This is a genomic window from Aeromonas sp. FDAARGOS 1410, from assembly GCF_019048745.1.
GTDB lineage: Bacteria > Pseudomonadota > Gammaproteobacteria > Enterobacterales > Aeromonadaceae > Aeromonas > Aeromonas jandaei.
The window spans coordinates 505,677-518,963 of sequence record NZ_CP077401.1 but is presented as its reverse complement, the minus strand read 5'-3'; the positions used below and the strand labels follow the sequence as shown (position 1 = coordinate 518,963).

Genomic DNA, 13,287 nt, shown 5'->3' with positions numbered 1-13,287 from the left:
GTCCACAAACCTAGAGGCGGCGCAGGCACCACATGAAGTAAGCGCCCCCTAACAGGGTGGAGACCAGTCCGACCGACACCTCCTGCGGGAAGAGGACCTGCTGGCCGACCCAGTCAGCCGACACCATCAACAGGGCACCGGAAGCGGCGGCCCCAAGCAGGTGCCAGCGTGCCCGCACCAACCCCATCAGCTTGGCCATATGTGGCGCCAACAGACCGACGAACGAGAGCGGCCCGACCACCAGGGTGGCACTGGCGGTGAGCACGGCCACCAGCAGCAGGATGGCAAGCTGGGCACGGTTGAGGCGAATACCGAGTGCAGTGGCTACCGCCGCCCCCATCGGCAGCAGATCGAGCCAGCGGCTCACCAGCAGGCAGGCTGCCAGCATCAACAGCGCCAGCCCCACCAGCCCATAGGCCACCGGCAGGGTGACGTAATAGGTGGAGCCGGACATCCAGGAGAGCAGTTGCTGCACCCGCATGTCGCCGTTGGCCAGCGCGATGGCCTGCAGCGGCTCAAACAACGCCGTGATGGCGATGCCGGAGAGCAGGATCCGCTCCGGCTGGAAGCCGTGCTTGCGATTAACCAGCACCAGCAGCAACAGGCAGCCGAAGGCACCGAGCAGGCCACCGGACAGCATCAGCGGCAGGGGCAATGCAGGCAGCAACAGCGCCGTCGCTATCACCCCCATAAAGGTGCCACAGCTCACCCCCAGCAGCTCCGGGCTCGCCATAGGATTGTTGCTGACCCGCTGCAACAGGGTGCCCGCCAGCGCCAGCAGCACGCCAGCCGCCCCCGCCGCCAGAGTGCGCGGCAACCGCCACTCCAGCTGGGCCTGCCAGCGGAGCCAGCTTGGCCAACTCCAGCCCGCCATTCCCTGCCCAACCAGCAGGGAGGCGACCACGGCCAGCAGCAGCCCGACCAGCAACAGGCCAATAAGGCGAGCCGGAGCCGGATGGCGAGCCACCAGCAGGCCGGCGTTTGCCTTAGGCGTACCCGACTTGATACCCAGGCGCGGGATCAGCCAGAGCAGCAGCGGCGCCCCCAGCAGGGCGGTCATGGCGCCGGTGGGGATCAAGACTGGCCAGAAGCGGCTCAGGCTCTGCAGCAACAGATCGGTCGCTGCCAGCAGCAGGGCGCCGAGGATCGGTGCCCACAACAGGCGCTGGCCGAGCTGGCGGATCCCGAGCAGCCGCACCATGGCGGGTGCGGCCAGCCCGATAAAGCCGATCAGCCCCACCACGCTCACCACGCAAGCGGTGACAAACACCGCCAGCCCCAGTCCGGCAAAACGCAGATGCTGAAGGGAGACCCCCAGACTGCGGGCACTGGCATCATCCAGCTCCAGCACCGCCAGCGGGCGCACCAGTACTGCGGCCAGCAAAGCGGCTGCCAGCAGGCGGGGTAACAGGTAACTCACCCCGCTCCAGCTGTTCTGCACTAGCGAGCCACTGCCCCACACCAGCAAGCCTTTCAGCTCCTCCTGAAAGAACAGCAAGAGCCCCATGCTGATGGCCGCCAGATAGAGGTTGATCACCAGCCCGGCAAAGACGATGACCACCGGATTGAGCTGGCGACGCCAGGCCAGGGCAAACACCAGTGCCATCGCAAGGCTGCCACCGGCCATGGCGATCCACTCCCGCCCCAGCAGCAACCAGGAGGGGGCAAACAGGGTCACCATCATCAACGCCAGTTGGGCACCGGAGGCCACCCCCAATGTGGTCGGTGACGCGAGCGGGTTGCGCAGCACCTGCTGCATCAGGGTGCCTGCCAGCCCGAGCGCCGCCCCGGCCAACAGGGTGACAGCCAAGCGGGGCAGCCAGCTGAAATGCACCACCGCTTGGCTGACATCATCCAGATTGGGGGCGAAGAGGCTCTGCCACCAGAGCGCACCGGGCAGCTGGCGAGCCAGCTCCCAATACGCGAGCAAGAGGGTCAACCCCAGCAGGATCGAGACAGGCCGCAGCAGCGGCGATGTGAGCAGTCGCTTCATCGGCTAGCCTCCATACGCTCGGCATCTTGCAGCAATGCATCGCTGAGCAGACCGGCGAAACGGCGGGCTGCAAGTACGCCGCCAAAACTCCAGACCGCAGGCAGATGCAGCACGGGCGCCTGCCTTACCAGCGGCAGATGCTGCCACAACCCAGGCTCATGCAGCCGTTCGCTCACCCCTACTGGGATGGGATCGACCACCACCAGCCGCGCGGTTGGCAAGGTCATAAACTGCTCGATGCTGACCACCGAGAAACCCCAGTCATTGGTCTGCTCCTGCCAGCCATTACGCAGCCCAAACCGCGTCATCACCGCATCGAACAGACTGTGGCGACCAAACACTCGCACATGGCGCTCATCGATAAACTGAACCACCAGCAGGGGCGGCAGATCCGCAGGCAATCCGGCCTTAATACTGGCCAGTTCCTGATCCAGCTCGGCCAGCAGCTGTTCGCCCTCGGCGGTTTTGCCCACCATACGGGCGAGGGTCAGGGTCACCTCGTGCAGCCGCTGCCACAGATCGGTTTGCCCATCATAGAGGGCAATGGTGCTCACCGGTGCAATGCGGGAAAGAGTTGGCGCCAGCGGAGCTGCCAGCGGCGAGATGAGGATGCGATCGGGTTTGAGCTCCGCCAGCAGCTCGCGGTTGGGCTGGGTGCGCAGGCCGATATCCACCACCTCGGCGGGTAGCCGTGGCTCGCCGACCCATGCCTGATAGGGGCCTGCCTCCCCCACCGCCAGCGGCGTCACCCCGAGCGCCAGCAAGGTTTCGGCAATGGTCCAGTCGACAGTAGCGATACGGGGTAGCGGTGCAGAGGCGATCGGGGATGTGTCGGCCTGTGCCGCTAGTGGCAGCAGCAGCAGGCTGATAAGGCAGGGTGCCATCTTCTTCAATAAACGGTTCAAGAGAGCCCCCCGGTCAGACGATGGCGATGGGATGGGCATGGGCCGGGTGGCGAATGACCTCCATCGGGATGCCATAGATGGCGTGCAGGGTCTCGCTGGTCATGATCCCCTCAGGTTCGCCATGGGTAAGCAGGCGGCCGGAATGGAGCGCCACCAGCCGATCGCAGAAGCGGGAGGCCATATTGATGTCGTGAATGACGATGATAACCCCAAGGTTGAGCTGACGGCTCAACTGCTTGACGAGCGTCAGCACCTCCACCTGGTGGGCCACGTCCAGCGCGGCCAGCGGCTCGTCCAGCAGGATGAAGCGGCTCTCTTGGGCCAGCAGCATCGCCAGCCAGACCCGCCCCCGCTCGCCGCCGGAGAGGGTATCCACCAGCCGATCGGCAAAACGTTCGGTATGAGTCAGAGCGATGGCACGCTCGACTTGACGGTGATCCTCCGCCCCCATCCGGCCCAACAGGCCGCGCCAGGGATAGCGGCCCATCTCCACCAGCTCCCGCCCGAGCAGATTCTCGGCGCTCGGCAGATGCTGGGGCAGATAGGCCACCTGACGGGCAAACTCCCGGTTGCCCCAGTCGGGCAGCGGCTTGCCATCGAACAGGATCTCGCCGTCGCTGAGGGGTTGCTGGCGTGCCAGCAGCTTGAGCAGGGTCGATTTGCCCGACCCATTGTGGCCGATGAGGCCATAGACCTGTCCCTGCTCGAAACGCAGGTCGGTGGGGTGCAGCAGCGTGCGGTCATTGACCGTGAAGCTGGCTGATTTCATCTCAAACATAAGCAATTCCTGTGCTGGCTTGCCGCCAGTCTCATCGGTGCCGGTATCAAGCCGGCACCTCGCAATCCAGATGGGCGATCGCATCGCGGCTCACTTCGGCGCGGCGCGCCCCGGTCAGCTCAGTGAGCTGGCCCTGGCGCATCTCCAGCAGGCGATCGGCCAGCGGGAAGTAGTGATCGTCGTGACTGATGGCAATCACCGTCTTGCCCATCTCCTTGAGGCGCGGCAACAGCACCTGATAGAAGATGCGGCGGAACTGGGGATCCTGATCCGCAGCCCACTCGTCGAACAGCATCACCTCGCGCTGCTCGGCCAGCGCCAGCAGCAGGGCGACCCGCTTGCGCTGCCCTTGGGAGAGATCGATATCGGCGATAAAGCCATGCTCAATGGTGAGCTTGCTGCCCATCTGCAACAGCTCCAGCCACTCGGCCACCAGCTCATCCTTGGGTTCCGGCCCCAGCAGGTGCTGGAACAGGTGATAGTCGGTGAAGATGGCGGAGAAGAGCGCCAGATAGCCGTTGCGATCGGTGATCGGCTCACCATCCAGCAGGATCCGGCCCGATACCGGCTGGTAAAGGCCGGTCAGCAGCATGGCCAGCGTCGACTTGCCGGATCCGTTGCCACCGATGATGAAGATCTGCTCCCCCTTTTCGATGACCAGATCGATGGGACCGACCGCAAAACCGCCCTCCCCCTGATAGTGAAAGCTCACCTGCTCCAGCTCGATACGCTGCCAGGGGCGGATGGCGGGCGGCAGCGGGAAGTCCGCATCCGGCTCGGCCAGATTGAGGGCGGCGATCTTGTCGAACGCCACCTGAGCGGCAAGCAGGGTCGGCAGGGCGCCAATCCCCTGCAACAGCGGGGTGCGCAGGAACAGCAGGGTCAGCGCAAAGGTGGCGGCCACATTGGTGTTGGCCCAGCCAAGGCCGTTAGCCAGAAAGAAGACCAGACCGATGGCCCCCAGCATCATGATATTCGACCAGTTCACCGCGCTAAGGTGATAGGTGTCGGCGCGAATGATCTGCTGGCGGTAGTCACGGGCATTTTGCTCATAGAGCTGGTGGTAAACGAAGTGAGCCCGCTCGCGGTTGAGCGCCAGCTCCTTGCTGCCAGCGATGATGGCCTGATAGTTCTGATAGAGCCGATCTTCGGCCTGACGCATGTGGGAGAGATGGCGATAAACACGGTTCACCAGCAGCCAGCCCACCACCATGGTGACGGTGACCCAGAGCGCGGTCACCCCGAGCAGAGCGGGAGAGAGCCAGCCGAGGTAAAGGGCAGAACCCAGCGTGAGCACCAGCCCCTGCACCAGCTCAGGCAGGCGCACGAAGGCAATGGTGATCTGGCCGATATCGCTGGAGAGGGAGGCCTGCAGCGGCCCCTGACCAATCTGGCGGATGCGGGCGACATCGGTATCCAGCAGTTGCTTGAGCAGACGGCCTCGCAACCGGTAGACAAAATGGTGACCGAGAGTGGTCAGGGCCAGCTGAGATCCGAGTGTGATCACCAGCAGCAACACAATCAGGCCGACCAGCTGACCGAGGATCGGCAGCGGATCACCTATAGATTCGATAAGAGACTGATTGATAAAAGCAATGACGCCAATCCCGCTGACGGCACTGAGCAGACTGAGCAGGGTAATGGTGATAAAGGGCCAACGATATTGGCGATAAACCAGAGACAAGAGTTCCATAACGGACCGGTATTCCAGAGAGATCAGAACAACTGCGGGTGAAAAGAAGGGCGGGAATCCGGTTCCCGCCCGACTTCGATTACCAGCGGTAGTTGATGCTGCCCACTACGCTGCGCGGCTCGCCGTAGTAGCAGTAGTAGTCACAACTGGCCACGTAGGTTTCACCCAGCAGGTTGTTGACGTTGAGCTGGGCACGCCAGTTCTTGGCAAAGTCATACCCGATCATCGCATCCCAGACGGTATGGGCTGGCACCTCGGCAGAGCCGTAGATGGGGGTATAGTCCGCATTCACGGCGCCAATACCCACGCTGGAACCGATATAACGCACACCGGTCCCCAGCTCCAGACCCGAAGCTACCCCTTGCTGCACCTTGTAGTTACCCCAGAAGGAGGCGATGTGGCGCGGGATCAGGCTGGCACGGCGATCGCCACTGCCGGTGTCGTTGGTTTTGGCATCGGTGTAGGTATAAGCAGCGGTCAGACGCAGCGCATCGGTCACCTGCACGCTCCCTTCCAGCTCAACCCCCTGAGAGGTCACTTCACCCGCCTGGGTCTGCTGGCCGGAACCGGTAGAGACCAACGAGTTGGTCTGGGCCAGATCGAACAGCGCCAGATTGATGTAACCGTCGAGGAAGGCAGGCGCATACTTCACGCCGGTCTCGTAGAGCTTGCCCTTGAGCGGCTTGTAGGAGTTTCGGGTGTTAGGATCGATCCCCGGCAGCACCTCGAACGACTCGGCATAGGCAAAGTAGGGAGAGAGGCCGTTGTCAGCCAGATACATCAGGCTGCCCGAGAGGGATAGCTCGTGATCGTACTGGCGCTCGTCCTTGCTGGTATTGGTGTTGTGGGTCTCCACATAGTCAAAACGGCCACCGGCAGTCAGCAACCAGCGATCGTCCCAGCGGATCTGGTGCTGGGCATAGAGGCCGCTCTGGCCCTTGCTGCTCTTCTGGTGAGTGGCGGTCGACTCGTCAAAACCGTGGAAGCCGCTGTAATCCGGGTTCATGGTATTGATGGTGCCCATACCGTAGTTGTCGGCCTCGACCCCTTCATTGACATGACGCTGCAGATCTACCCCCAGCAGCAAGGTCTGCTCGGAGCTGTCAGTGTTCCAGTAGCCCACCATCTGGTTGTCCATAGTGGCACTCTTGGTATTGCCATCGCGGTAAACCAGGCCACGACTGGCGGTTGTGCCTTCATAGGTCGGGAAGATATAGGTCTGGCGCAGCAGCAGATCGTTGTAGTTGAAGCGAACGTTCTGCTTGAACTCCCAGGTCTGATTGAGCTGGTGGGCCAGCTCGTAACCGGTGGAGATCTGGGTATTGCGGTTGCGATCGTAATCCGGCTGGCTCAGGTTAGTGGAGGGATCAATCTGGCCACCTGACGTATTCAGGGTGCCATAAACCGGGAAGAAGCCGTTGGTCGGGACCCCTTCGTCGTGCAGGAAGCTGGCCAGCAGGGTCAGACTGGTACGATCCGAAAGATCGAAGGTGACGCTGGGCGCCAGATAAACCCGATCGTTGTAAGTACCGGTAAGCACACCATCACGCTCTTTATAAAGAGCAACCATGCGGTAGCGGCTGTTGTCGGAGAGCGCATCAGAGACGTCCACCCCGACCTGACGATGATCCCGGCTGCCAAGCTGCAGATCCACCTGCCCCTGCGGCGTGGCGGTCGGTCGCTTGCTGATGGCATTGATCACCCCGCCCGGAGGCGCCTCACCGTAAAGGATCGAGGCTGGCCCCTTCAGCACTTCCACACTCTCCAGACCAAACGGTTCCGGCGTCCAGACGTAGTAGCCGGTGCCAAACAAGCGGTTGCCATCCAGATAAGAGGCGGCATCGAAGCCACGTACCTTGAACCAGTCGGTGTTGTTGTCGGAACCATAGAGACCAGTCAATACGCCGGAACGGTAGCGAATCGCTTCATCCAGCTGCAACACGGCGTGCTGATCCAGTTCCTCGCGATTAACCACGGAGACGGCGCGAGGGGTCTCGGCCATCGGCACTTCCACCTTCATGGCCGTACCTGTCACCACCATGGTTTCGCTGGCTTTGGGCAGCTCAGCGGTGGTTTGTTCGGCCATCAGCGGCAGGGAGACGAGCAAACCGGAGAGCGAAAGCACGCCGAAGGCGCCCTTCTTGCCGGGTCCTGTAATGTATTTTTGCGCAATCATATTAAAGTCTCGTTTATCAATGAGTTATGTTGTTTTAATTGTTATTTGTGGTCGTTTTTCACGACATCACCCTGTTCCATGGGCGAATAAAGCAGCGCAATCCTACTACAGGAGCCGTGATCGAATCGATTCAATAATTGCTAATCATTTGCATCTACATTGTTATCTAGCTGCATCGTTGGCAAGATTTCGCAGGAGATGGGAGCCATCAGGAGAGCTATGAGCGGAGAAGAAAATGGAGAGGAATATAAAGAAGCAGAAAAAAGATCGGCAGGATGGATCCGGTGGCATTATCTGACTGGATCCATTATCCCCAAGCTTTATCCATATTTATCCACACCCTTTGGCGGTAGAATCCGGCTTTCCGTTTCTTTGTCTGAAATCAGGATCCATTCCATGGCCAAACTCAATATCGTCGTCGGCTCCATGCTGGGCGCCGCCGAATATGTCGCAGACCACGTCGCCAACCTGCTGGAACAGGCTGGCCACCAGACCCGGATCCACAACCCGGCCCAGCTGGCAGAGGTGCTGGATGATGCGGGATCCATCCTGCTGGTGGTCACTTCCACCCATGGTGCCGGGGATGTGCCCGACAACCTGCAACCCTTCACCAAGGATCTTGCCGAGCAGCATCCGGATCTTAATTCATTGAAATATGGCGTGATCGCCCTTGGCGACAGCAGTTATGACACCTTTTGCCAGGGTGGCAAGACGCTGGATCGGCTACTGGCCGAGTGTGGTGCCAGCCGGATCGGCGAACGACTCGACATCGATGTAACCCGTTACGAGATTCCGGAAGATGCAGCAGAAGCCTGGATCCATAACTGGATGACCATGATCGCCTGATCACTCACGGGAGATCCGCAATAAAAGTGCGATCTCCCGACTTATCCCCAGATCGGCTATCCACCAGGTTATTAACAGCTGGATCTTGCCAAGTTGTTCTACACGGTTACCCACAGCAATCCATGTAAATGTGCATAACTACAGGTTTAACCTCTGTAAAACCTATAGTTATCCTATGAATGAGATCTTGTGCAGGTTTGCACTGTGCATAAAAGTCAGGGTTGTCCCACGGTTCAAGGAGCCAGGATCCAAGCTTTTCCACAAGCTGGGATCGCCTTTAACTGAATGATCTTTATGATCAAAAAGTGCTTATCAACAGATCTGGCTGATCCTAATAAAAGATCCAGTAAAAGATCGATCTAAAGATCCTTAAGATCTATTTAGTGGATCCTCTCTTCATACTGAACGTTAAGTAGACGTTCCCCTCAGGGCGTGAAACAGATAGAATGTTCCGCCTTTTAGCCCAGGCAAAAACAGATCTTCAGGCGTGCAGATCAAGGTGATCCCAATGCAATACCATGAACAATTTGATGTGATCGTCGTCGGTGGCGGTCATGCCGGAACCGAAGCAGCAACAGCGGCAGCCCGTATGGGCATGAATACCCTGTTGCTGACCCACAATATCGATACGCTGGGACATATGTCCTGCAACCCGGCGATCGGCGGGATCGGCAAGGGACACCTGGTCAAGGAAGTTGACGCTCTCGGCGGGATCATGGCGCGTGCCATCGATCTTGGTGGGATCCAGTTCCGCACTCTCAACTCATCCAAAGGGCCGGCAGTACGCGCTACCCGCGCTCAGGCAGATCGCCTGCTTTACAAGGCTGTCGTGCGCCAGATGCTGGAGAACTACCCCAACCTGAAGATCTTCCAGCAGGCCTGTGACGATCTCATCATGGACGGGGATCGTGTTGCCGGTGTGGTGACCCAGAGCGGGATCCGCATTAGCGGCAAGACGGTGGTGCTGACTGTAGGTACCTTCCTGAATGGTTTGATCCATATCGGGATGGAGAACTACAAGGGCGGCCGTGCCGGGGATCCTCCCTCGATCGCCCTCGCCCAGCGTCTGCGCGAACTGCCGCTGCGCATCGATCGCCTCAAGACCGGCACACCGCCCCGCATCGATGCCCGCAGCGTCGATTTCTCCGTAATGCAGGAGCAGCACGGTGACGATCCGCGTCCGGTATTCTCTTTCATCGGTGATGCCAGCCAGCATCCCCGTCAGGTGCCTTGCTACGTAACTCATACCAACGAGCGCACCCACGATGTGATCCGCAATAACCTGGATCGCAGCCCCATGTACGCCGGGGTGATCGAAGGGATCGGCCCGCGCTACTGCCCGTCGATCGAGGACAAGATCACCCGCTTTGCCGACAAGACTGCGCACCAGATCTTCGTCGAGCCGGAAGGCCTGACCACCCATGAGCTTTACCCGAACGGGATCTCCACCAGCTTGCCGTTTGATGTGCAGGTGCAGATCGTTCGCTCCGTACGTGGCTTCGAGAATGCCCACATCACCCGCCCGGGTTATGCCATCGAGTACGATTTCTTCGATCCGCGGGATCTCAAGGCCAACATGGAGAGCAAGTGCATTCCAAACCTGTTCTTCGCTGGCCAGATCAACGGGACGACCGGTTACGAAGAGGCTGCGGCACAAGGCCTGATGGCTGGTCTGAACGCGGCCCTGCGTGCGCAGGACAAGGATCCATGGCATCCGCGTCGGGATCAGGCCTACATGGGCGTGATGATGGACGATCTCTCCACCCTGGGTACCCGCGAGCCCTATCGCATGTTCACCAGTCGTGCCGAATATCGCCTGCTGCTGCGTGAAGACAACGCCGATATCCGCCTGACCGCTATCGGTCGCGAGCTGGGTCTGGTGGATGACGAGCGCTGGAGCAAGTTCAACGCCAAGATGGAGCAGGTAGAACTGGAGCGTCAGCGTATGCGCTCGACCTGGATCCACCCGCAGCATCCGTCGCTGGAGGCGGTCAATGCCCTGGTCAACACCCCGCTGACGCGCGAACAGAGCCTGGAAGAGCTGCTGCGCCGTCCGGAAGTGACCTACGATGCCCTGATGACCATCGACGGGATCGGCCCTGCTGTGGCGGATCCTGCCGCTGCCGAGCAGGTGGAGATCCAGATCAAGTACGCCGGTTACATCGATCGTCAGCAGGACGAAGTGGAGAAGCAGCTGCGCAACGAGAACACCCTGTTGCCGCTGGATCTCGACTATCGCGATGTGAATGGCCTCTCCAACGAGGTGAAAGCCAAGCTCAACGATGCCAAGCCGCAGACCATCGGTCAGGCTTCCCGCATCTCCGGCATCACCCCGGCGGCCATCTCCATTCTGCTGGTGCACCTGAAAAAACACGGCCTGCTGCGTAAAACCGCCTGAGGATTCTTACCGTTGGAAAATATGCTGGAAAGATTGAACGGCCTGCTCATGCAGGCCGGAATTGTTATCACCGATACCCAAAAGAGCCAACTGGTGCAGCTGGTCGAGTTGCTGCACAAGTGGAACAAGGCTTACAATCTCACCTCGGTTCGTGATCCGGACGCCATGCTGGTCAAGCATATCCTCGACAGTCTGGTGGTAAGCCCCCACTTGCACGGGGAGCGCTTCATCGATGTGGGGACCGGTCCCGGCTTGCCTGGACTGCCGCTGGCCATCATCAACCCGGACAAGCAGTTCGTTCTGCTGGACAGTCTGGGCAAACGGATCAACTTCATCCGCCAGGTCATTCTGGAGCTGGGGTTGACCAATGTGACGCCGATCAAATCCCGGGTGGAAGAGTATCAACCCGAAGTCGGGTTTGATGGTGTACTCAGCAGAGCGTTCGCTTCGCTGGAGGACATGCTGAGCTGGTGTCACCACCTGCCGTCAGAACAGGGCAGCTTCCTCGCGCTCAAGGGACAATATCCCGCAGAGGAGCTGGTCCAGTTGCCTGCCAATATCCGTCTGGTAGCCTGTCATGAGTTGCGGGTGCCGGAGCTGGAAGGCGAACGTCATCTGCTGGAATTCAAACATATCCAGCCCGAATAGGGTCGCAGTTTCATTTAGGGGATAGTGTGGGAAAAGTCATTGCCATAGCCAACCAGAAGGGTGGAGTGGGTAAAACCACCACCTGTGTGAACCTGGCCGCCTCCATGGCCGCCACCCGGCGCAAGGTGCTGGTGATCGATCTGGATCCGCAGGGCAATGCCACCATGGGCAGTGGCGTCGACAAGTACGAAGTCGAGCGCACCGCCTATGAGCTGCTGATCGAAGATGCCCCCATCAGCGAGGTGATCATCCCCGAAACTTCCGGTGGCTATCACCTGATTGCTGCCAACGCCGACGTGACCGCGGCCGAAATCCGCCTGATGGAGTTTTTCGCCCGCGAGATCCGCCTGCGCAATGCGCTGGCCTCGGTGCGGGACAAGTACGACTACGTCTTCATCGACTGTCCCCCTTCCCTCAACATGCTGACCGTGAATGCCATGGCCGCCGCCGACTCCGTGTTGGTGCCCATGCAGTGCGAATACTATGCGCTGGAGGGACTCACCGCCCTGGTCGATACCATCAGCAAGCTGGCCGCCGTGGTCAATCCCGATCTCAAGATCGAAGGGGTGCTGCGTACCATGTACGATCACCGCAACCGGCTGGCCAATGATGTGTCCGATCAGCTAAAACAGCACTTCGGCGACAAGGTCTACCGCACCATCATTCCCCGCAACGTCAGACTGGCGGAGGCACCGAGCTTCGGTGCGCCGGCCATGCACTATGACAAATCATCGGTGGGCGCCAAGGCCTACCTGGCTCTGGCTGGCGAGATCCTTCGCCGTCAGGAGCAGGAACGTCAGGCGACCATCGCAGACCGAGAGAGCGTATGACTCCGAAAAAACGTGGACTGGGCAAGGGGCTGGATGCTCTGCTCAGTACCAGCACGGCTGCCCGCCAGAAACAGGTGATGAGCGATCAACGTACCGAGCAGGCCATGGCACCCACCAATCAGGGTGAGCTGCGCAAGCTGCCGGTCGAGTGGCTGCACTCGGGCAAGTATCAGCCACGCAAGGACATGTCGCAGGATGCGCTGGAAGAGCTGGCCAACTCCATCCGCGCCCAGGGGGTGATCCAGCCCATCGTGGTGCGCCCGGTCGCCGAACACTCTTTTGAAATCATCGCTGGCGAGAGGCGCTGGCGCGCGTCCCAGCTGGCCCGACTTGAAGTGGTACCCTGTATCGTCAAGGATGTACCTGACGAAGCTGCGGTGGCCATCGCGCTGATTGAGAACATCCAGCGCGAAGATCTCAACGCCATCGAAGAGGCGGTCGCCCTGCAGCGACTGCTGACCGAATTTGAACTCACCCACCAGCAGGTGGCCGAGGCGGTGGGCAAGTCCCGCACCACGGTGACCAACCTGTTGCGTCTCAACCAGCTCAACGATGACGTGAAGCGTTTCGTCGAGCATGGCGATCTCGACATGGGCCATGCCCGTGCCCTGCTGGCCCTGAGTGGCCAGGCCCAGTCCGAACTGGCCAAGCTGGTTGCCCAGAAAGGGCTGACTGTGCGTGATACCGAAAAGCTGGTGCAAAAGGCGCTGGAGCCGGCAAAAGCCAGGGTCGAACCGGTCCGCGATCCCCAGTTCGGTTACCTGGAGCGTCAGCTGGCTGAAAAAATTGGCAATCAGGTACAACTTCAGCCTGGCAAGCGGGATAGCGGAAAGTTAGTAATTAGTTACGAGAACTTGTCCGATTTGGACCGCATATTGGGCTATTTTGGCGTGTCGGAATCGTGATTTTTACGCTTTTTGTAGTAATAAAACATCCATTCCTTTTGATATGGGCATAACCCTGATTTTGCGCTGAAAGCCGCAAAAATTAAGGATTTTTGTCATATTGCAATAGTGGCCC

At 59.9% G+C, this 13,287-nt stretch carries 10 protein-coding genes; 5 read left to right on the top strand and 5 right to left on the bottom strand.

Annotated elements, in window-relative coordinates; all coding sequences use genetic code 11:
- Positions 1-10: 10 nt before the first annotated feature.
- From fhuB to I6L40_RS02390, 5 genes are all read right to left on the bottom strand, one after another.
- Positions 11-1,993 carry a Fe(3+)-hydroxamate ABC transporter permease FhuB gene (fhuB, locus tag I6L40_RS02410; protein ID WP_216994942.1) on the bottom strand — a complete coding sequence of 661 codons (1,983 nt, stop codon included), beginning with the start codon at positions 1,991-1,993 and terminating at the stop codon, positions 11-13.
- Positions 1,990-2,877 carry an ABC transporter substrate-binding protein gene (locus tag I6L40_RS02405; RefSeq protein WP_216995400.1) on the bottom strand — a complete coding sequence of 296 codons (888 nt, stop codon included), beginning with the start codon at positions 2,875-2,877 and terminating at the stop codon, positions 1,990-1,992. The genes fhuB and I6L40_RS02405 overlap by 4 nt, the downstream gene beginning before the upstream one ends.
- A gap of 34 nt (positions 2,878-2,911) precedes the next feature.
- Positions 2,912-3,676: an ATP-binding cassette domain-containing protein gene (locus tag I6L40_RS02400; RefSeq protein ID WP_124930500.1), complete on the bottom strand. Its 765-nt coding sequence runs from the start codon at positions 3,674-3,676 to the stop codon at positions 2,912-2,914.
- A 46-nt stretch (positions 3,677-3,722) separates the two neighbouring features.
- Positions 3,723-5,369, bottom strand: a complete 1,647-nt coding sequence (locus I6L40_RS02395) for a multidrug ABC transporter permease/ATP-binding protein (protein WP_216994941.1) — start codon at positions 5,367-5,369, stop codon at positions 3,723-3,725.
- 79 nt (positions 5,370-5,448) lie between these two features.
- Entirely contained in the window at positions 5,449-7,545 is a 2,097-nt protein-coding gene (locus I6L40_RS02390) for a TonB-dependent siderophore receptor (protein WP_216994940.1), read from the bottom strand.
- Between the two features lie 396 nt (positions 7,546-7,941).
- On the opposite strand from I6L40_RS02390, the gene mioC reads away from it, so the two are divergent.
- The 5 genes from mioC (at position 7,942) to I6L40_RS02365 (ending at position 13,172) form a co-directional block, all read left to right on the top strand.
- On the top strand, positions 7,942-8,391 hold the full coding sequence (mioC, locus tag I6L40_RS02385; protein WP_216994939.1) for an FMN-binding protein MioC: 450 nt from the start codon (positions 7,942-7,944) through the stop codon (positions 8,389-8,391).
- Between the two features lie 508 nt (positions 8,392-8,899).
- Positions 8,900-10,789, top strand: coding sequence for a tRNA uridine-5-carboxymethylaminomethyl(34) synthesis enzyme MnmG (gene mnmG / locus I6L40_RS02380; RefSeq protein ID WP_216994938.1), 1,890 nt, complete (start codon positions 8,900-8,902; stop codon positions 10,787-10,789).
- Positions 10,790-10,810: 21 nt separating this feature from the next.
- Positions 10,811-11,437, top strand: a complete 627-nt coding sequence (rsmG, locus tag I6L40_RS02375; protein WP_216994937.1) for a 16S rRNA (guanine(527)-N(7))-methyltransferase RsmG — start codon at positions 10,811-10,813, stop codon at positions 11,435-11,437.
- Positions 11,438-11,463: 26 nt separating this feature from the next.
- On the top strand, positions 11,464-12,267 hold the full coding sequence (locus tag I6L40_RS02370) for a ParA family protein (RefSeq protein WP_033115245.1): 804 nt from the start codon (positions 11,464-11,466) through the stop codon (positions 12,265-12,267).
- Positions 12,264-13,172, top strand: coding sequence for a ParB/RepB/Spo0J family partition protein (locus I6L40_RS02365; protein WP_042031087.1), 909 nt, complete (start codon positions 12,264-12,266; stop codon positions 13,170-13,172). The genes I6L40_RS02370 and I6L40_RS02365 overlap by 4 nt, the downstream gene beginning before the upstream one ends.
- Positions 13,173-13,287: the final 115 nt, after the last annotated feature.

What these genes read in the sequence shown, in the direction of transcription:
- fhuB (WP_216994942.1), bottom strand. Translation starts at nt 1,993, where the DNA reads ATGAAGCGACTGCTCACATCGCCGCTGCTGCGGCCTGTCTCGATCCTG.
- I6L40_RS02405 (WP_216995400.1), bottom strand. Translation starts at nt 2,877, where the DNA reads ATGGCACCCTGCCTTATCAGCCTGCTGCTGCTGCCACTAGCGGCACAG.
- I6L40_RS02400 (WP_124930500.1), bottom strand. Translation starts at nt 3,676, where the DNA reads ATGTTTGAGATGAAATCAGCCAGCTTCACGGTCAATGACCGCACGCTG.
- I6L40_RS02395 (WP_216994941.1), bottom strand. Translation starts at nt 5,369, where the DNA reads ATGGAACTCTTGTCTCTGGTTTATCGCCAATATCGTTGGCCCTTTATC.
- I6L40_RS02390 (WP_216994940.1), bottom strand. Translation starts at nt 7,545, where the DNA reads ATGATTGCGCAAAAATACATTACAGGACCCGGCAAGAAGGGCGCCTTC.
- mioC (WP_216994939.1), top strand. Translation starts at nt 7,942, where the DNA reads ATGGCCAAACTCAATATCGTCGTCGGCTCCATGCTGGGCGCCGCCGAA.
- mnmG (WP_216994938.1), top strand. Translation starts at nt 8,900, where the DNA reads ATGCAATACCATGAACAATTTGATGTGATCGTCGTCGGTGGCGGTCAT.
- rsmG (WP_216994937.1), top strand. Translation starts at nt 10,811, where the DNA reads ATGCTGGAAAGATTGAACGGCCTGCTCATGCAGGCCGGAATTGTTATC.
- I6L40_RS02365 (WP_042031087.1), top strand. Translation starts at nt 12,264, where the DNA reads ATGACTCCGAAAAAACGTGGACTGGGCAAGGGGCTGGATGCTCTGCTC.